The following is an 18570-nucleotide window of genomic DNA, read 5'->3' as shown; positions in this document are numbered from 1 at the left end:
GTCTGGATCAGAGGAAAAGGTTCTTCCTCCGATCCAGGATCATCAAAGCTAGCCGCGACTAAATATTATTTAGCGCGCTTTCTAGCTACCAGACCAACCAGGCCCAAACCCAACAGTGCGAAAGTAGTGGGTTCAGGTACAGAGTGAACAGAGATTTTCCACTCTTCAGTTTCGCCCTGGTAGTAGTGACCAGTTGGAGTCATGCGATCTTCATAGCTACCAGTGTATTTAGTTTTCCACTGGTCATTCCAAGTACCACCGTACATGTTGGTGATGGAGTGGCTGCAGGTTACGATAGAGCGCAACCAGAAATCGCCTACGTCAGCGTTCGTCAGCGTGTACTCGCTTGAGAAGAAAGAGAAGTCAGGGTTGGTAGGCGCTTGCCAAATTCCCAGCACCGGCTCGAAATCAGTCAGTTTGTGCTCGCCGTATGCAATTTCGTCGCTAGCGTCGAATACGCCATTTTGATCCCAGTCAATCCAGGCCTTCATCAGGTCGGCGTAGTGAGTACCCACGTTTTTCTTGTGTACGCTGAATTTGAATTGAACAGTTTGGCCAACAGTCAGATCGTTACGACCCCAGCTTGCGCCGCCATCGGTAGTCCAGGAAACGCCGTAGGAATCGCCATTAGGCGCGTCAGCCAGTTCTTGCCACGCAGTTGTGTCGTGAGTAGCTGTGCCGTAAGAAGCAGGAATAGCGTATGCGCTGGCCGCGCCCAGCATTAATGGAAGGCTTGCTAGAAATGCGAGTTTCTTCATGATGTCCTCTGAACAAATGTCGGTTAAATTAATTTAGCGTAAATGCTAGTTTTTATAGTGAAGAGTCGTGCCCTTATTGTCCCCGTTATACAGCAACCCGCATGCCAACTTTTAGATCTTTGATTTATAAAGACAAAGCTTTTTTGTCTTACTGGATATGTAAAAATAATGGACTATTTTCTGAAACTAGTGCATACCGCACCGACACTCTAACGTACAAAGAAACCGGGAAATCATTTCCTTTACTCCTATCTCTCCATAGACCTCCCAAATTCAAATAGGAAACGTTCCACAAGATTTGCAAAACCCCGCGACATCCCCCAGTAATTTGCAATAATTAAAGCTGAGCAGAGGGAAATTTATTGCGACGACAAGCATAGGGAAGCAACTACCATGAGAATCATTTCACCCATTGACGGATCATTAGTGGCGGAAAGGGAACCAGCCACGGACACGCAAATCCACGCAGCGCTCGAACGCGCACTCACCGCCCAAAGAATCTGGCGCACAGTCTCCATCGCAGAGCGCGCACGCTACTGCCGTCTCGCCATTGCCACACTGGCGGCGCAAGCACAGGAGATCGCTCCAGAGATTACACTCTTGATGGGCCGTCCCGTGCGAGAGACGCCTCAGGAAATCAATGAAGCGGAAGTCTGCGCTGAGTACATGATTGATATCGCCGAAAGATATCTTGAAGACCTAATAACGCAACCAAAAACCGGCTTTCGCCGTTATATGAGACGCGAGCCTCTGGGCATAGTATTGTGTGTCGCCCCCTGGAATCACCCATACCTGGCCGCGGCCAATGCGATTATTCCTGCGCTCATGGCCGGCAACTGCGTTATTCTCAAACATTCCATACAGACGTTATTGTGTGCGGAGCGGTTCTCTCACATTTTTTTTGAGGCAGGGCTCCCAGACGGCGTATTTCAGCATTTGCACGTCAACGACGCAGATACATTACGCTTGATCAGCGACCACCGAATAAGCCATGTCTCTTTTATGGGCTCCAGTGCGAAAGGCGTCGCCATTGAACGCGCCGCCGCTGGAACATTCAAAAAGCTAACCCTAGAGTTAGGCGGCAACAATCCTGCTTATGTTTTCTCCGATGCGTCATTGCGTATATGCGCCACCGGTATCGCTAATGGCGCACTATTCAATTGTGGGCAATCCAATCGCGCCATTAACCGGATTTACGCTCACGAGGACATCTATGATGAAATATTAGACGCCCTGGTTGCAGAAGTTAAACGCTACAAACTGGCGAACCCGATGGACCCCTCCACAACATTAGGGCCAATGGCGAACCAGCAAAAAGCCATGGAGGTCAAAACACAACTGGACGCGGCTATCGCCCAGGGCGCAACGCCTTGCATTGAGCACACTCACTACTCTGACGCAAGCCTCGGCCCCGCCTACTTGCCGCCACAAGTGTTAACGAATGTCGATCATTCCATGGCGTTGATGACAAGTGAAACATTCGGTCCAGTTATGGGCGTCATGAAGGTGAAGGATGACGCTGAAGCCATCCACTACATGAACGACAGCCTCTATGGATTGAGGGCCTCACTTTGGACCCAGGACGCCGCCCGCGCCCAGGCAATTGGGGAGCAACTGCAGACTGGCGCAGTGCTGATGAATCAAAGCACTCAAATTGACCCCACCCTGGCTTGGGGGGGCGTTAAGCAATCCGGATGCGGCTCACTGTTATCGGAACTTGCCTACACGCAACTCACCCAAGCCAAATCTTACTATTTGCGTATGGCTTAGCCTGATAGATAACTTCTTTTCGTTTCAGGGGTGTTCAGATTATAAAATCAAGCGGCGGCTGAGCCGTCGCGCCTTTACACCCTATTGTCACTTTGCGATAGCGCCGATAATTTGGAAACTTCATTTGTACACCTGTGGAGCTCTGCCCGTCTCTGGCGGTATTCCGGGAAAAATAAGTCCCTCTCAGGAGTACAGGTCATTCTGGTGGCATGGTGAGTGCGTTGGCTATGGCAGGTATTGGCCCTCGGATTACAGCGCCCCCGACCTGAAGCAGGGCTTACAGCTCGCTCAGGAAGCCGCGGAGCGCTTGAAGGTCCCCTTTCTGGTTATCGACATAGCCAAAACCCGGCAAGGGCATTGGATCATCATCGAATGCAACGACGCCCAGGAATCTGGTTACGCCAGCATTCCCCCACTACAGCTTTGGCGCAATATCCTGGAGCAGGTCAAAAGCAATAGTCAGGCTGATCATTGAGCGCCTCCCCTCTTGCAAACGCTGCAATGGTTGGCGAAGATTCCGCGTATCTGTTTAAAGGACTTTTTCAGGCAGAAGTATGACAAGAAAAATATTCTGGGAAGACCCCTATCTCACGACTCTCAGCACTTACGTCACTGGCGTCCAGGGCGCGGCAGTAACGGTTGAGGAAACTATCTTTTACGCATTTTCCGGCGGTCAGGAAAGCGATCATGGGACCATTGGCGGCTTCAGAGTGATCAGCGCGCGCAAGGAAGAGCAGGAAATTTTTTACGAGCTGCCGCAAGATCATGCGCTGCAGGTTGGCGACCCAGTGGAAATCACCATTGACTGGGAAAGACGGTATCGCCTTATGCGGCTGCACTTTGCAGCCGAGCTGGTGCTCGAACTGTTCTATCGCAAGCTGGGCGGCGTGGATAAAGTTGGCGCGCATATCGCCGAGGAAAAGGCGCGTATCGACTTTTCCTGGCCTCAAAGCATTTCTCCTCTGTTGCCGGACATCGACGCCGACGCGCAGCGTCTCATCGACGAAAACCGCGACATCATCAGCGCGTTCAGTGACGCAGACGCGGAAAGACGCTACTGGCGGGTGGAGGGGTTTGCAGAAGTCCCTTGCGGCGGTACGCATCTGACCCGTACTGGCGAAGTCGGACGCATCTCTATGAAACGCAAGAATGTCGGCAAGGGCAAAGAGCGCGTGGAGATTTACCTGAGCTAAGCTCCGGGCGCGCCCGGAGCCGCTGTTCCTGGTTATTCGCAGTATTTGATCGTCTTGGTCACACTGTGCACTTTGACATTGGCTCCGGCGCGTATGACAAACTCGCTCAATCCCACTTCCGACTCTGGGTTGCCCCAGTCATAGGTGTAACCCAACCGGGTCCAGGGATAACCGTTTTCGCCGTACGACGTTTTGCGCAGATTTTTGAACCATTCCTTGTGCTCTTTGCTGACAGTGACAAACCGATCGGAAACAGGGAAGTCCAGCTCCGCTTCATGGTCGCTGATTTCTGGATCTGGAGAGGGGCGGAACAAATCTGACGGACTCACCCACATTTCCACGAACTTGGTTTTATTATCCCCTGGCGGCAAACCCAGTAATTGCTCCAGTCGCAAAATGGTCTGTTCTGGAAACTTATAACGAGTGCGACAGAAGTTTTTCACTTCAGGAACCACCGTCACCCATACTTCTCTGGACAGAGCCTGCGTCTGGCCCACTGAGTTGTCGTAGCCGTCCCAGGATGTCCATGTCGTCACCAACACTTTTTGCCGGTCGCCACTCCATTCCAGAGCGGGATTCAGCGGCGTAATCGCCGTCAGGTTTTTGGATATCTCATTCGGCTCTACTATTTCAGCATCCCTGACCGCATCAGCATACGCCTGGCTCAGGTTTTTCTGTATGGGAGGCTTGGCGCTCTGATGGGCGCATGCGCCTAGCGCAAGCATCGCCCCCAGGGCGAGAATTTTTTTGATATCCCTATATCCATCTCTCCTGAAAATCATTCTTCACTCTCCGTTCTGTCCCGATTCTGTTGAGGCATGCATCTCCCTGGCCTGCGCCGAGCGCTATCGCCTATTGGGAGGCCAGCATGAAATATATATTAAAATTAACCCCTTACATAACCTTTACAGGGAAACATGCTATCATTCTCTACGCTAGCCATGATGTCTGCGCAAGACATGGGAGTCTTGGATATGATCGGCAAAGTATGCCTATTTTCAGAAGTTTACGGCGTGATTACCTACGCTGGCGAACCTGTATCAGGCGCCACAGTGACCCGCTGGGTCGAATGGCGTCAAAAATCCTCCGACAGTGTACGCACCGCTCAGGATGGGAGCTTCCGCCTGCCCGCTCTATATAAAATTTCTTTACTGGCGACGCTGTTGCCGATCCCGTTCCGTGCGGCGCAAACCATTTACGTCGATGTAAACGGCACTGAACACCTGATCTGGAGCACGATCAAAATCGGCTCAGAGCCCAATGACGAGCTGGCGGGACGCCCCCTGCGCTTTACCTGCGAACTGACGCGGAAGCGAAGATACGTGCATCTGGGCGCAGCCAGCATTGAAAGTAACTGCGAGTGGCGCTGACCGCTGCGGATCAACCCATCACCCGAATCGGCGCGCCGTCCAGATAAGCCTGAATCGCCTCGACGATCTGAGTGTAGTAAGTGCGATAGTTATTCTCTGTGACATAGCCCAGGTGGGGGGTCGCCAGCACATTTGGCAGCGTGCGCAGGACATGTCCTTCCGGCAGCGGCTCCTGTTCAAATACATCCAATCCCGCCCCGGCGATGCGCTTCTGCTGCAGCGCTTCCACCAGCGCCGTCTGGTCGACGATTTGAGCGCGGGAAGTATTTATCAACAGCGCTGACTTTTTCATCCGCAACAACGCCTCCGCATCAATCAGCCCCCGGCTGCGATCTCCTAACACCAGATGAATGGAGACAATATCGCTGCACGCCAGCAGAGCATCTTTCGAATCTGCAAGCGTCACGCCCATTGAGCGGGTCAGTGTCGCAGTGAGGTTGGCGCTCCAGGCGACGACGTTCATGCCAAACGCCTGACCAATCATCGCCACTTTCTGGCCAATATGACCAAACCCCAGCAAGCCGAGCGTTTTCCCTGCGAGATCAACGCCAACCGTGTTTTGCCATGGACCGTTGGCTTTGAATGTAGCGTCTTCTAACGCTATGTGGCGCGCCAGCCCCAGTATCAACGCCCAGGTAAGTTCTGTCGGCGGCGCTTTCGAGGCCTGGGTGCCGCAAACCGTCACGCCATTAGCGGCAGCGGCGGCAAGATCAATGGCGGCATTGCGGGGGCCGGAGGTCACCAGCAGCTTCAACCTCGGCAACCGATTCAATAACGTGGCGGCAAAGGGGGTCCTTTCACGCATGATGACAATAATATCGAAGTCCGCCATCTTGGCAGCGACCTCATCTTCACTGCCAAGATGGCGGTTGAGCACCTGAAGATCTATGCGCGTTTCCAGCGCACTCCAATCCGCATAGGTCTTAGCCACGTTCTGATAGTCGTCCAACACCGCACAGCGCAGTCTCCTATTCATCATCTCATCCATTACACGGCTACTCCTGCATATCGTATTAAGAGATATGGCGCGGCAGTATAGCAGGGCTCTCGCCGACCACGCAGCGAGCGAGCCCTGCATGAGGCGGGCTAATTGCGCCCCGCCATCACGCCGCCGTCTACGTCCCAAATCGCGCCGGTCACCCAGTCCGCCTGATCTGACAGCAGAAATATCGCCGCGTTCGCCACATCCCCAACGTCGCCAATCCGACCAATAGGGTGGAATGCGTTTAACGTCGCCAAGGTCTCATCGACCTCTTCAGGGGCGATAAAGGCTTCATAGATCGGCGTTTTCACCACTGCCGGCGCGATGGCGTTGACGCGAACGCCATCATCCGCCAGCTCCATCGCCATATGCTGAGTCAGCGCGTGCAAGCCCGCCTTCGCCATGGAGTAGGCGGAGGACGGCGTGGCTTTAACCGCCTGCTTCGCCCACATGGACCCAATGTTCAGCACAGCGCCGCCGCCGTGTTTGCGCATGTTCGCAGCGACCGCCTGGGAGATAAAGAACAGCGCCTTATTCAACCCCAGGTAGGCGTCATAATCCGCTGGCGTATGCTGCAGGAACGGCTTGGGGTTGAAATACCCGGCGGCGTTGACCAAATAGCGAATGGGCTCCCCCAGATCATTCAGTTGAGCTATCAAACCAGTGACTTGCTCGTCGTCATAAAGATCCACGCTAAACGTCCTGATTTCCGCAACGTCCCGCAATGCGTCGCCAGCCAGCTGCAGTTTTTCCCGACGCTTGCCAACCAGCATGATATTCACCCCCGCCGTCGCCATCCGGCGCGCAATTTCCAACCCCATTCCACTGGAGCCGCCCACGATCAACGCCCAGGAACCTTTTACCAATTTCATGATGTCTCACCTCTCTAAAGTCATTCGAAACAGGCCCCAGAGTAGGCTTCCAGAGAGAGTCAAAAAAGTAAGCACAAATTGGTCAGGTAGGCACTTATCGGTATAGATAGTTGATTCCAGACAAGAAAAAAATATTATTGCGCGACAACGCCAGTTAGGGACATACAGATAGCGCATCTCCTCCTTCGCATTGGACCTGGCTTGTACTATTATTCCGCCGGATATCCCGGGCATTATCTGATTGGACGCAAGATGCTCAAACCACTCGCATTACTTATTCTCACCAGCTTAATCAGCCACCTCGCCTGTGCGGAGGGGCCGGAACGCGTGACCTGGGCCACTCCAGAGTGGGAAGGCAGCGTGGAAAAAGACGGAACAGGACTGTACAACGAAGTCATTTTCGCCGCCTTCAAACATGTGAATATCGAGGTAAATCAGATTATCGTGCCGTGGAAGCGGGCCGAGCTGATGGTGAAAGACGGACACGCCGACATGTACGGCGGCCTCGATCCTACTGACGAGTACCCGCAAGCGCTCTACCCTATTTCCGTTATCACTGAAGCGGTCACTTTTCTGCCGGAGCACTTTGGCGAATGGAAAGGAGTCGCGTCGCTGGAGGGGAAAAACGGTGTATGGATTCGCGGTTATACGGATTATATCGACGACAAGGTGAAGCAGTATCTACAGGGAGAAGATCTGAACTCCCGGGAAAGCGCGCTATCCAAAGTCTATTTGAAGCGGGCGGACTACTACTTCGACAACCTGCGCCAGACCAACATTACTTTCAGCAATATTCTGGTGGATAAAACCCAGTTTCGCACTGAGCCGGTAACCCGGGTCTTCTTGTACATGACCTTCGCCAAAAACGAACGTGGCGAATATCTACGCGAGAAATATAACGAAGGCGTCTCTTACCTCATTGAAACCCATCAGCTCCTGCCGCTTTATGAGAAATACGGCAGAGAGTATCCCATTGAGTAGCGTCTCTTAACAGGCTTGAACCACCAGTTCAGCGCTCTCGCCAAAGGTGATCCGATGAAAAGCCGTATAGATATAATGCCTGCGCTACCGCTAGAGTAAACAGCGGGTCAATCGCCATCGTCCAGTCCAAAGTAGGCGGCTCATTGTATGGAAGCACGCCGAAGCCAAACGGCAGGATAAAAGCGTATGACACATACCAGACGACATATGCAGGCAAGGCCGCTCTCCATAGGGCCCTTCCGCCGATACGCCTGGAAAATGCGTACCCAAACAGCCCAACCATCATGGCGCATTGTATCAGCCAGTCCAGATAGTCCAGCGCGCCAGCGTTAAGCTCTATCTCCAAATAGTCTGCGCCAATGAAGGACATAATCAAAAATGGCGCCGCGAACAGATTCAACAACACATAAACCACAAAGAATATTTTCCATATGACGATTGGCTCTTTAATCGCCATTTCGCCTTCCGACACTTCGCTTTTGGGCGGCGCATACAAGTCGCTCATTCGTTGATCCTCAATTATTCCATTCTCATTTCACGATATGGTTGACGAATTGAATTAACGCCGCCATAAGCCCTGCGACTTAAATCCATAGTTATAAATACAGCGGGAGCTGACGGCGGTAACGCCCAACGGGAATATCATTGTCCAGTTAGCGTGAGCCCGCATGCCCATCTGCGGGAAGTCATATCCAAATGGCAAAACAAACAGATATAACAGCGACCAGACAGGGTAAACCCATAACAGGCATTTCCAGAACCCGGCGCGCCCGATTCTTTTGTGAAAGGCGTAGCCATAAATCGCCAGTAAGTTGATGTAGAAAAACGCTAAATCCACATAATCATGCCAGCCAAAAGACGCTTGCGTGACAATCACCGCAAACACGACTGCAATCAACGCGCATAGGCAAAAATAAAGTTTCCACCCCAGACGCCACTCGGCCAGTTTCGCCGTCAATTTCATGTGAGCGCCGCACCCAGCTACTTGTCAGCGCCTTTGACGGCGATGGGTTTGATCGCTTCCGGCTTACTGGCGACCTCATCAATTCCTTGCTTGACGAGTCGGTCGATCGACTCACTGTTATAGTGATGGTACAGCACCTTATATTCCGGGTTTTCGTCATTGCTGAACAAAATCAGCGTCTCTACGCCCTCCCCGTTTGTATAGGTCGTCTTGTAGGTGAGCGTCACAAACATACCGGACAACCCATTTGTCTGCACTTTGTCCTGCGCGCGCCATGTATCAAGGGAGTAGCTACGCAAGTCGCCATTGGCCTTTTGCACCAACCGACGAATGCTCTCCCACTCTTCAGGGTCCACGGAATCGATAAAGTGCGGCGAGTAGAAGCGGTCCGCTCCGGGTCCGCCCTCCTTGATTCTGTCGTCAAAAAAGGTTGCGGCGGCGGCCTTGGCGTCATCAACGCCTTCCACAAAACCGCAACTGGTCAGCGACAGCAATAATAGAATCCCCAAAATACGCAACATCTTTATCTCTCATTACTGGTTCTCAACGTTGGCTCGCATTATTGCTGGATTTGGGCCGAAGAAGAACCTTTTTGGCGGCGCGCGCCGCTGATCAAACCAATGGCAAATAGATATCGATGATCGCTTCATGTTCAGGAACGTCTGGATACATTGTCACGCGCTGAAGGAAGCAAGGGGTGTCGCGCAATGTTTCCCCACTCCCAGGCAGCCACTCGCCATATAAGAAGTGGAAAACCGCCCGCATGCCGGCGTCGGGGCCGATATGACGCAGCACGGCATAACGTCCCGCCGGGATTGTTTTAGCAATGACGCCGTACGGATTTTCCTCAACCGCTGAGTTGACGCCTGCGCACAAGTCCATGCGGAACGCCTCCGCTGGCGTAGACTCAGGATCGTTGTACAGAATGTTATAAGTGGCGCTGACTGAGGGAGGCCGTTTGTTGGCTTTACGCCATTCAATAAAGCGTCGGATGGACTCGCCGAGACGCTCTGGAGCGCCGTGATGTTCCAGCGCCGCAACAGGAATGGCCTCCTGTTCCAGGATATTGACTGAATAGTTCGAGTTATCCGTCTGCATAATGTCCGCCCTTGCTTTGAAAAGAAATTCATCATGATCTCGCCAAGGCTCCCACCGCGGTTGTCGCCGAAATTGGGAAGGCGTTTGCCCACATGCTTTCTTAAAGGCTCGGGAAAAGGCTTCCAGGCTGTCAAACCCGGTATTCAACGCAATATCCGTCACGCTGTAACGACTGCGATAAGCCAGCTCATGAGCGGCTTTTTTCAGCCGTCGCCATTGCACATACTTGTATACGCCCATCCCCATGCTCGCAGAAAACTGCCGGTGGAAATGAAATTTGGAGAAGTGAGCGACCTGACTCAGCTGTTCGACGCTCAAGTCATCCAACAAATGCTGATCAATGTATGCCAGCACGCGCCGCAGCCGTTTTTGATATGTGCTTACAGTCGTCTCATTCGCCATATTCGCCTCAACGGAGAGCAGTGTGGCAGCGCATGCGCAGATTCGCCTGATTGATCTTGCTGACTATCGCTGACGGCGGCAGTCTGGGCTTAACCAGCAAAAGCGCCGCCAAAAACAGGCTCACTTCAGCCCCAGTTTCTTGGCCATTTTATGCAGATTGCTCGAATCCACCTCCAACTCACGAGCGGCGGCGGCCCAGGAGCCATCGTGACGATTCACCGACTCGCGGATAACTTCGCGCTGACAGTCCTCTACGGCAGCGCGCAGGGAGCGGACACGCGGATAACTCAGGCTTTCTGATGGTGCGCTTTTTCTGGGCGCCGACACCGCGTCGCCATAATCCAGGTCCAGTAACGCCGCATCCAGCGTCACAATGTCATTTCTATTAGCGCCCCGACTGATCGCCTTAAGCGCCGCGCGACTGATGACATGTTCCAACTCCCGCACATTACCCGGCCAGGAGTATGCGCACAGCGCCTGCTCCGCCGCACGCGACAGCCGCAGACTGCGTACGCCCAGGCGGGAGCGGTTAAGTTCCAAGAAGTGCCCCGCCAGCACCAGCACGTCTGAGCCCCGCTCGCGCAACGGTGGAATCCATACAGGATAGACGGACAGGCGGTGATACAGATCCGCCCGAAAGTCGCCGGCGCGAACGCTGTCTTTCAACTGTCGGTTGGTCGCGGCGATGACCCGCACATCCACCTGCCTGGGTTTGTCCTCACCCAGGCGTTGAATCTCGCCGTTCTGCAGCGTCCGCAACAACTTCGCCTGCACGCTGAGCGGCAGCTCTCCCACTTCATCCAGAAAGATCACTCCGCCTTGCGCCGCCTCAAAACGACCTGCGCGATCCGCCGAAGCCCCCGAAAAGGCGCCTTTGCTATGACCGAACAATTCACTCTCCACCAGCGATTCCGGCAGCGCCGCGCAATTCACGTGGATCAACGGCCGTTCCCGACGCGGCGAGCGACTGTGCAGCCGCCGCGCAAACAGCTCTTTACCCACCCCTGTTTCCCCCATCAGCAACACCGGTAGTTCTGAGTCCGCCACCACGTCCAGTTCCCGCAGCAGGTTTCGGATGCTGTCGCTGGAGCCAATGATCTCGCCTTCCTCCTGCGCTACGCCCCGCCGATCGCCATCCTGCCGCATCAGCGCCAGATTTCGGCGCTCCTGCTCCAGTCGGGTCACTCTTACCGACGCTTCGATGATCAGCGTAAAACGCGCCAGATCCTGCTGCGCCAGGGCGTCAAAAGTGCCTTCCTGCAACGCATCCAGGGTCACCGCTCCCCACAGGATGCCATCCACATAGAGGCTCACGCCCATACAGTCATGTACGGGCAAAGGCTCGCCGACACAGCTCTCCAGCAGACCGTCGTAAGGATCGGGCAAGCTCGAATCGCAGGGGAAACACACTGGCCGTCGACTGGCCAGAATCGCCGCAAGCCGGGGATGCTTTGCGATAATAAAACGGCGTCCCAGGGTTTCCACCACCAGCCCCTCCGCCGCCAGCGGCCGCAGACTGTCGCCATCAAGCCGTAATAGCGCCACCGCGCCGCAGTGGAAATATTCCCGCATGGCGTTCATTAAGCGCTGATAACGCACCGCATGGGGCAGCTCCGTCACCAGGTCCGCCAATAGACTGGCTTCAATCATGGTATTAATCACCTTAAAAGGGTTTTTATCACCCTATTCGATTTGGGTAAAAAACACCATATGTAATTTTTACTCTATAAATATCAATAACATAATCAATGGCACAAAGGTTGCGATGGCTATGGCGAGTTAATCACTATCAAAGGAAACCCGCCATGACCTTACTGGATCGCCCCGTCGGCTGGATCGCTCGCAACCTCCCCGGCTCCACCCGCCTCTTTCGTGAATACCAACTGGATTTTTGTTGCGGAGGCGCGAAGAAGTTACGTGATGCGCTGGCTGAAAAAGAAGTAGAGCCGGACCTTGTGCTGCAACGGCTCAACGCCCTGCAGGAAGAGCCTGCGGACACTTGGAGCCAGGCCGGCCGTCCTGAACTGATCGACCATATCCTCACCCGCTACCACGCCCGCCATCGCGAACAGCTTCCGGAGCTGATACACCTCGCTCGCCGCGTGGAGCATGTTCACGGGGAGCGAGAGGAATGTCCCAATGGACTCGCCCAGCACCTGACGGAAATGCTCCAGGAGTTGGAAAGCCACATGATGAAAGAGGAGAACATTCTATTTCCCATACTGCTGGCGGGAATGAGCGGCATGCAGGCGCAAGGCCCTATTTCCGTCATGCGCATGGAGCATGATCAGCACGGCGACGCACTAGCGCATCTGGAGGCGTTGACCAACAACATCACGCCACCCAAAGGCGCCTGCAACACTTGGCGCGCGCTATACACCGGCCTCGCCCAACTGCGTGACGACCTGATGCAGCACATCCATCTAGAAAACAACATATTGTTCGCCGACGCCGTGGAGAACGCCCATGTCTGACTATCGTAAACTCTGGTGGCTGCTCATCGCCGTACTGGGCGCCACCTTCTGCTTGCTTGGTTTCTTTGGCCGCGAGGTTTACCGGCAGGCGCCGCCGATTCCGGAGCGTTATGTCACCACTTCGGGCGAGACCATTTTTACCCAGGAAAATATTCTCGATGGGCAAACCGCCTGGCAGTCCGTAGGCGGCATGCAACTGGGTTCAATCTGGGGGCACGGCGCCTATCAGGCGCCGGACTGGACTGCAGACTGGCTGCACCGTGAACTGGTGCGCTGGCTTGAGCTGGCGGCGCAGGAGGTCTACGGCGCGGCTTACACGGACCTGGATGACGAACGGCAAAACATCCTGCGCCATCGCCTGAAAAACGAATACCGCACCAACACCTACAACACAGACAGTGGAGCGGCGACAGTGAGCCCTCGACGCGCTCAGGCCATGGCGGATATCTCAGATTACTACAGCCGCCTGTTCAGCGACGCAGTGGAGTTACAGGGAACTCGCGAAAGTTACGCCATGAAGGAAAATACCCTGCCCGACGCCCAACGCAGAGAAAAACTCGCCGCCTTTTTCTTCTGGACCGCCTGGGCCGCCGCCACGCAAAGACCTGACAGCGACGTCACCTACACCAACAACTGGCCCCATGAGCCCTTGATAGACAACCGCCCCACCGCTGAAAACATCATGTGGTCCATTGTCAGCGTCGCCCTGCTGATCGCCGGCGTCGGCCTGCTGATTTGGGGCTGGGCGTTCCTGCATAAACATGATGAAGCGGAGCCCGTGGCGCCGCAATCAGATCCACTGACCCGTTTCGCGCTGACGCCTTCTCAACTGGCGCTGGGCAAATACCTGTTCCTGATTGTCGCCCTGTTCGCCTTCCAAGTGCTGGTCGGCGGCTTCACCGCCCACTACACCGTTGAAGGTCAGCACTTTTATGGTCTTGATGTCTCCCAATGGTTTCCCTATTCGCTGGTGCGCACCTGGCATATTCAGAGCGCGCTGTTCTGGATCGCCACCGGCTTTCTTGCCGCAGGCTTGTTTCTTGCGCCCATTATTAACGGCGGCAAAGACCCCAAATATCAGAAGCTGGGCGTCGACATCCTGTTCTGGGCGCTAGTCGTGGTGGTGGTTGGCTCCTTTGTCGGCAACTGGCTGGCCATCGCACAGATTATGCCGCCAGAGCTGAATTTCTGGCTTGGCCATCAAGGGTATGAGTATGTGGATCTGGGACGGCTCTGGCAGATCGGTAAATTCCTCGGTGTCGCGTTCTGGCTGGTATTGATGCTGCGGGGAATCGTCAATGGCCTGCGACGTCCCGGCGATAAAAACCTGTTAGCGTTGTTGACCGCGTCCGTGATCGCTATTGGTCTGTTTTACGGCTCCGCCTTTTTCTACGGCGAGCGCACACATCTTTCCATCATGGAATACTGGCGCTGGTGGGTGGTGCACTTATGGGTGGAAGGCTTCTTCGAAGTATTCGCCACAACCGCGCTGGCGTTTATTTTCTCCACCATGGGACTAGTGTCGCGGCCCATGGCGACCACCGCCAGCCTGGCTTCGGCGTCACTGTTTATGCTTGGGGGCGTTCCCGGAACGTTTCACCATCTTTACTTCGCTGGCACCACGACGCCCGTGATGGCTGTCGGCGCCACCTTCAGCGCGCTGGAAGTGGTTCCTTTGATCGTGCTGGGCTACGAAGCCTGGGAGAACTGGCGTTTAAAAGCACGAGCCCCATGGATGGAAAACCTGAAATGGCCGCTACTGTGCTTTGTCGCCGTCGCCTTCTGGAACATGCTGGGAGCAGGCGTGTTCGGCTTCCTGATCAACCCGCCGATTTCGCTGTATTACATCCAGGGATTGAACACCACGCCCGTACACGCTCACTCGGCCCTGTTTGGCGTCTACGGCTTCCTGGCCCTGGGCTTCACTCTGTTGGTGCTGCGTTATATCCGTCCCCATATGGTCTTTAGCGATCGTTTGATGAAAACCGGCTTCTGGTGGCTGAACGCAGGATTGGCGTTGATGGTCGTCGTCAGCCTGGCCCCAATCGGGCTGCTGCAATTCTACGCCAGCGCCAGCCAGGGTCTGTGGTACGCGCGCAGCGAGCTTTTCATGCAACAGGACATCATGGAAACTCTACGCTGGGCGCGCACTTTCGGCGACGTAATCTTTATCGTCGGCGCTTTCGCCATGGGCTGGCAGGTGGTGCGTGGTTTGTTCGGCGAATCAGGGGAATCGCTACAGGCTGACGCAGTGGCGGAATAATCCCTTCCTATGACGGAAGACCCGGAAATCTTATTTAGGTTTGCGGGTCTTTTTGTTTATTATCTGGGGTCGTTGCAGCCCTGACGCCATCGTCGTCCGTTTATGGTTTCGAGTCTATGTCCGAAGATACCGTCCCCTTGAAAACGCCTCCATTGGAAAGCGCCCGTATGGTGGAAACCATTTATGGCTGCAAATGGTCGCTGACCGTCTTCAGTCTGCTGGCGAACGGCGTCAATCGTCCCGGTGAAATGGTGCGTCGGGTGGATGGCCTGACGACCAAAGTGCTTAACGACTGCCTGCGCAAAAACCAGAGCTTCGGCATTATCAAACGCATCGCCTACCCGGAAATCCCGCCGCGTGTGGAATATGAAATCACTCCATTCGGACGCAAGTTCATCCGCATTCTGGACGATCTGGAAAAGCTGCAGGACGAAATAATGGCCGCCAGCAAGGATGCGCATCAGCGATGAAGTCACAACCCAAATTAGTGATGTTGCCAGGCATGGACGGGACCGGGGATTTGTTTGCGCCATTTCTGGAGTGTATCCCTCAGATTGAGACGCAGATTATTCCGCTGCCGCAGACCGGCGCCCAGGACTATGACTCGCTGGCCGCTTACGTTCGCGAACAGCTTCCTGACGACGACTTCTATCTGCTGGCGGAGTCCTTTTCCGGCCCTATCGGCGCGCTGTTGGCGGCGGATGGCGTCCCGGGCCTGCAAGGCGTCATCTTCGTCGCCACGTTTTTATCGATCCCCAGTCCTTGGGCGGTATGCGTCGGTCGACGGCTGCCGCTGCAAGGAATGATGCGTCTGCCTTTTTCCAGTTGGACGCAGCGACGCCTGTTGCTGGGCCCGGATGTCGGCGATGACTTCCTGCAACATTTCACTGCCGCAGTGCGCTCTATACCGACGGCGACGCTCAAGGCGCGCCTGGAGACGCTGCAGCACCTGCACTGGCGTCACGAGCCGGTCTCTTCGCCCTCTATCTACCTGCAAGCCACCGACGATTATTTAGTGTCGCCAGGCAAAGCGCTGGAAATCCAACAGCATTTCCCAGACAACCGTCTGGTGCGCATCCAGGGCCCTCACTTTCTGCTCCAGGCCAACCCCGCCGCCTGCGCCCGCACCCTCCTGGATACCTTATCCATATGGGAAAGCCGCCGGCGCGCAGCCAGGTCCTGACGTCATCCGCCACAAAGGCGTATACTCGGATGAAGTTCATGGGATAGAGGCCGCTCATGTACAAACTTATAAGCTGGGTCGCTTTGGCGACTCTATGCGTATCGCCCTGGTTAGGCGGGTGTGACGCTCAGTTCCACATCGCCGTCAATTCAGGTTGCGATGATCCTGCGCCGCTGGAAGGCGACATTGCAGGCCTTGAAAGCGGCGCTACTGTGTTTCTGAAGTCTGGGAATGACGCGCTGAGCGAGGCGAACCGCATGTCCGAACAGTTCTCCATAGAAGTGGCGGCGATTGATGTGGATGGCGGCAGCTTCTTTATCTACACCTCCAGCTCCACTCTGGGCTCTCTGCGCTGCGAGGGCGTGGTCGCCAGCGTCCGCATATCCTGACCGGCTCAATCTGACTGCCGTCTCACCCTGGCCAAGCGGAGCCGCCCTCCACCGTTCTTTCCACTTCCAATAGCGCGTCCGCCGGCGGCTCCACGAAGTAGCGGCGCATCAGTTCTTTATCCCGTCCCGCCGCTTTCAAACGATCAAAGCTTTTCTGCAACGCCTGTTTGACGGCGTCAGACGTTTTCGGACTCACCACCGCCCACAAGCGTCCAGACAGTTCTTCGATTCTGAACAGTTTCTCGAAGTTGGACGGGTTGAGATTCACCTCTTTCAGACGAATCGGAAAGCTGACTTCGACCTGCATCATGAGATCTGTAAAGCCGCGATACTCGCGCATGATGTTCTGCGAGTTATGCACCACCGTCTCCACCATCGTATTGTCCGGCGGGAAACCAATGCCCTTGCGTTTCAGCAGCTCTTCAAAGTTACTGCCGCTTTGCACGCTGATGCTGTAGCCCTTACCAAGGATATCCTCCCAGCCCTTCGCTTGAATATCTTCCCGAGAGCTGAGTTTATAGAGATACACGTCGTAAGGCGCCACCCAGCCCAACCAGTGGAATTTTGTCTCCCTCTCAGGGGTGCGCGACAGGGAAAAGAAGACGACGTTCGGCTGACTCTCCGCCAACAGCATCGCCCGCTTCCAGGGCGCGAACATAATGCTGCTCTCAATGTCGTTTTCTTTGGCGACCTCCGCCATCACTTCCTTCATAAAGTCGATCACGAAGCCAGTGTACTCGCCATGCCCCGTCATCACCTGCAATGGAGGAAAATCCTGGGTCACCAGCAAAACCTTTTCTTTCGCCATCGCGCCGTCAATCATGGCGATGAGAGCAAGGGTAAATAATAGTCTTTCCGTCAGGCGCCTCATCAGGGTTCCTTAGATAACAATTGAGCCGCACCGGGCGACGCTTTATTGAGTATAGTCTCGGTCGCTGTCCGCCATTGCGTTCCGTGCTTGCGTTTGCGAACTGGGACAATTCGCATACACTTAATCTATTAGCGGATTGTCATGATGACATAACGGGAAAGACTCAAAGTCTTTCGCAGGATATGTTTTTCACTTGCGCGGCCGTCTAACCATGAATACCTGTCTCTGGCGCTTCTTGCTTCTTGGGTGGGCTTTGAGCCTGATATCCTTCGCTCACGCCGCCGACGCCAAACGCGTCGTCCGCCTCACCAATGGCGAATGGCCGCCCTATGTCTCTCAGGAACTCAAGTACGATGGCGTCGTATCGCTGATCGTCAAAGAGGCCTTCGCCAGTGAAGGTTACGAAGTCAAATTCACCTTCCTGCCCTGGAAGCGCGCCCTGCAGAGCGCACAGGACGGCGAGTGGGACGGCTCCATCCTGTGGGCCTATCGCGAAGAGCGCACCCAGTACTTCATCTATAGCGACCCGATCTCCAGCACCCAGTATGTATTTTTTCATCTGCGCAACGCCGAGTTTGACTGGAAAGATTTCAGCGACCTGAAAAAATACCGTTTCGGACTGACCCTGGGTTACAACTACAACGACAAATTCATGGACATGGTGCGTAATGAGGAAATTGCCCACGACTACGCCAGCGACATCGTCAGCAGCTTCAAAATGATGTTCAAACACCGGGTGGATGTGGTGCCGGAAGATGTCGAAGTGGGTTACTTCATCTTATCCAGCGAATTCGCCCCCGGCGTCGACCGCATGGTCACCAGCCATTTGAAGCCGTTGTCCGAGGAGAAGCACTATCTTTTGATGTCCCGTCGCACTCCCGACGCCAATGAGTTAATCGAGGCGTTCAATCGCGGCTTGAAGAAGATGCGCGCAAGCGGACGCCTGGAGTCGCTGTTTGAAAAGTCCCGCATGGGCGACTTCATTCAGAAAAAATAGGCG

21 protein-coding genes are annotated in these 18570 nt (G+C 54.7%); 11 read left to right on the top strand and 10 right to left on the bottom strand.

Annotation, left to right across the window (positions count from 1 at the left end; translation table 11 throughout):
- Positions 1-65: 65 nt before the first annotated feature.
- Complete coding sequence (locus ACQYWX_RS02945; protein ID WP_216739400.1) at positions 66-758, bottom strand: PEP-CTERM sorting domain-containing protein; 693 nt, start codon at positions 756-758, stop codon at positions 66-68.
- Between the two features lie 393 nt (positions 759-1151).
- Between ACQYWX_RS02945 and ACQYWX_RS02940 the strand changes: the two genes are divergently transcribed.
- The 3 genes from ACQYWX_RS02940 (at position 1152) to ACQYWX_RS02930 (ending at position 3721) form a co-directional block, all read left to right on the top strand.
- Positions 1152-2528 carry an aldehyde dehydrogenase family protein gene (locus ACQYWX_RS02940; protein ID WP_431687828.1) on the top strand — a complete coding sequence of 459 codons (1377 nt, stop codon included), beginning with the start codon at positions 1152-1154 and terminating at the stop codon, positions 2526-2528.
- Between the two features lie 124 nt (positions 2529-2652).
- Positions 2653-3003 carry an ATP-grasp domain-containing protein gene (locus ACQYWX_RS02935; RefSeq protein WP_431687827.1) on the top strand — a complete coding sequence of 117 codons (351 nt, stop codon included), beginning with the start codon at positions 2653-2655 and terminating at the stop codon, positions 3001-3003.
- A gap of 79 nt (positions 3004-3082) precedes the next feature.
- The gene (locus ACQYWX_RS02930) at positions 3083-3721 is read left to right on the top strand and encodes an alanyl-tRNA editing protein (protein WP_431687826.1); all 639 of its coding nucleotides are present in this window, start codon (positions 3083-3085) and stop codon (positions 3719-3721) included.
- Positions 3722-3753: 32 nt separating this feature from the next.
- On the opposite strand, the gene ACQYWX_RS02925 is transcribed toward ACQYWX_RS02930, so the two are convergent.
- The gene (locus ACQYWX_RS02925; RefSeq protein ID WP_431687825.1) at positions 3754-4503 is read right to left on the bottom strand and encodes a hypothetical protein; all 750 of its coding nucleotides are present in this window, start codon (positions 4501-4503) and stop codon (positions 3754-3756) included.
- A gap of 135 nt (positions 4504-4638) precedes the next feature.
- Between ACQYWX_RS02925 and ACQYWX_RS02920 the strand changes: the two genes are divergently transcribed.
- The gene (locus ACQYWX_RS02920) at positions 4639-5091 is read left to right on the top strand and encodes a DUF6795 domain-containing protein (protein WP_431687824.1); all 453 of its coding nucleotides are present in this window, start codon (positions 4639-4641) and stop codon (positions 5089-5091) included.
- Between the two features lie 10 nt (positions 5092-5101).
- Here the strand turns inward: ACQYWX_RS02920 and ACQYWX_RS02915 are convergent, their stop codons facing one another.
- Positions 5102-6079, bottom strand: coding sequence for a D-2-hydroxyacid dehydrogenase family protein (locus tag ACQYWX_RS02915; protein ID WP_431687823.1), 978 nt, complete (start codon positions 6077-6079; stop codon positions 5102-5104).
- A 98-nt stretch (positions 6080-6177) separates the two neighbouring features.
- Complete coding sequence (locus ACQYWX_RS02910; protein ID WP_279503952.1) at positions 6178-6945, bottom strand: SDR family NAD(P)-dependent oxidoreductase; 768 nt, start codon at positions 6943-6945, stop codon at positions 6178-6180.
- 252 nt (positions 6946-7197) lie between these two features.
- Here ACQYWX_RS02910 and ACQYWX_RS02905 point away from each other — a divergent pair, with 252 nt between their 5' ends.
- Positions 7198-7926 (top strand): substrate-binding periplasmic protein, encoded by a 729-nt coding sequence (locus tag ACQYWX_RS02905; protein WP_216738776.1) that lies wholly within the window; start codon positions 7198-7200, stop codon positions 7924-7926.
- Between the two features lie 28 nt (positions 7927-7954).
- Here ACQYWX_RS02905 and ACQYWX_RS02900 read toward each other — a convergent pair whose 3' ends face one another.
- From ACQYWX_RS02900 to norR, 5 genes are all read right to left on the bottom strand, one after another.
- The gene (locus ACQYWX_RS02900) at positions 7955-8431 is read right to left on the bottom strand and encodes a hypothetical protein (RefSeq protein ID WP_431687822.1); all 477 of its coding nucleotides are present in this window, start codon (positions 8429-8431) and stop codon (positions 7955-7957) included.
- A 54-nt stretch (positions 8432-8485) separates the two neighbouring features.
- Positions 8486-8890 (bottom strand): hypothetical protein, encoded by a 405-nt coding sequence (locus ACQYWX_RS02895; protein WP_279503947.1) that lies wholly within the window; start codon positions 8888-8890, stop codon positions 8486-8488.
- Positions 8891-8907: 17 nt separating this feature from the next.
- The gene (locus ACQYWX_RS02890) at positions 8908-9411 is read right to left on the bottom strand and encodes a hypothetical protein (protein ID WP_431687821.1); all 504 of its coding nucleotides are present in this window, start codon (positions 9409-9411) and stop codon (positions 8908-8910) included.
- A 91-nt stretch (positions 9412-9502) separates the two neighbouring features.
- Positions 9503-10342, bottom strand: coding sequence for an AraC family transcriptional regulator (locus ACQYWX_RS02885; protein WP_431687820.1), 840 nt, complete (start codon positions 10340-10342; stop codon positions 9503-9505).
- A gap of 168 nt (positions 10343-10510) precedes the next feature.
- Positions 10511-12040, bottom strand: coding sequence for a nitric oxide reductase transcriptional regulator NorR (gene norR, locus ACQYWX_RS02880; protein WP_431687819.1), 1530 nt, complete (start codon positions 12038-12040; stop codon positions 10511-10513).
- A 155-nt stretch (positions 12041-12195) separates the two neighbouring features.
- Here norR and ytfE point away from each other — a divergent pair, with 155 nt between their 5' ends.
- The 5 genes from ytfE (at position 12196) to ACQYWX_RS02855 (ending at position 16699) form a co-directional block, all read left to right on the top strand.
- Positions 12196-12864 (top strand): iron-sulfur cluster repair protein YtfE, encoded by a 669-nt coding sequence (ytfE, locus tag ACQYWX_RS02875; protein WP_431687818.1) that lies wholly within the window; start codon positions 12196-12198, stop codon positions 12862-12864.
- The gene (locus tag ACQYWX_RS02870) at positions 12857-15127 is read left to right on the top strand and encodes a nitric-oxide reductase large subunit (RefSeq protein ID WP_431687817.1); all 2271 of its coding nucleotides are present in this window, start codon (positions 12857-12859) and stop codon (positions 15125-15127) included. The genes ytfE and ACQYWX_RS02870 overlap by 8 nt, the downstream gene beginning before the upstream one ends.
- Positions 15128-15243: 116 nt before the next feature.
- The gene (locus ACQYWX_RS02865) at positions 15244-15597 is read left to right on the top strand and encodes a winged helix-turn-helix transcriptional regulator (RefSeq protein ID WP_431687816.1); all 354 of its coding nucleotides are present in this window, start codon (positions 15244-15246) and stop codon (positions 15595-15597) included.
- On the top strand, positions 15594-16310 hold the full coding sequence (locus tag ACQYWX_RS02860; protein ID WP_431687815.1) for a hypothetical protein: 717 nt from the start codon (positions 15594-15596) through the stop codon (positions 16308-16310). The genes ACQYWX_RS02865 and ACQYWX_RS02860 overlap by 4 nt, the downstream gene beginning before the upstream one ends.
- A 56-nt stretch (positions 16311-16366) precedes the next feature.
- The gene (locus tag ACQYWX_RS02855) at positions 16367-16699 is read left to right on the top strand and encodes a hypothetical protein (protein WP_279503932.1); all 333 of its coding nucleotides are present in this window, start codon (positions 16367-16369) and stop codon (positions 16697-16699) included.
- A gap of 22 nt (positions 16700-16721) precedes the next feature.
- On the opposite strand, the gene ACQYWX_RS02850 is transcribed toward ACQYWX_RS02855, so the two are convergent.
- The gene (locus tag ACQYWX_RS02850; RefSeq protein ID WP_431687814.1) at positions 16722-17570 is read right to left on the bottom strand and encodes a substrate-binding periplasmic protein; all 849 of its coding nucleotides are present in this window, start codon (positions 17568-17570) and stop codon (positions 16722-16724) included.
- Between the two features lie 211 nt (positions 17571-17781).
- Here ACQYWX_RS02850 and ACQYWX_RS02845 point away from each other — a divergent pair, with 211 nt between their 5' ends.
- Entirely contained in the window at positions 17782-18567 is a 786-nt protein-coding gene (locus ACQYWX_RS02845) for a substrate-binding periplasmic protein (RefSeq protein ID WP_279503929.1), read from the top strand.
- Positions 18568-18570 lie beyond the last annotated feature (3 nt).

The organism is Hahella sp. NBU794, from assembly GCF_050749805.1.
Taxonomy (GTDB): domain Bacteria; phylum Pseudomonadota; class Gammaproteobacteria; order Pseudomonadales; family Oleiphilaceae; genus Hahella.
This window is presented reverse-complemented; position numbering and strand designations above follow the sequence as displayed.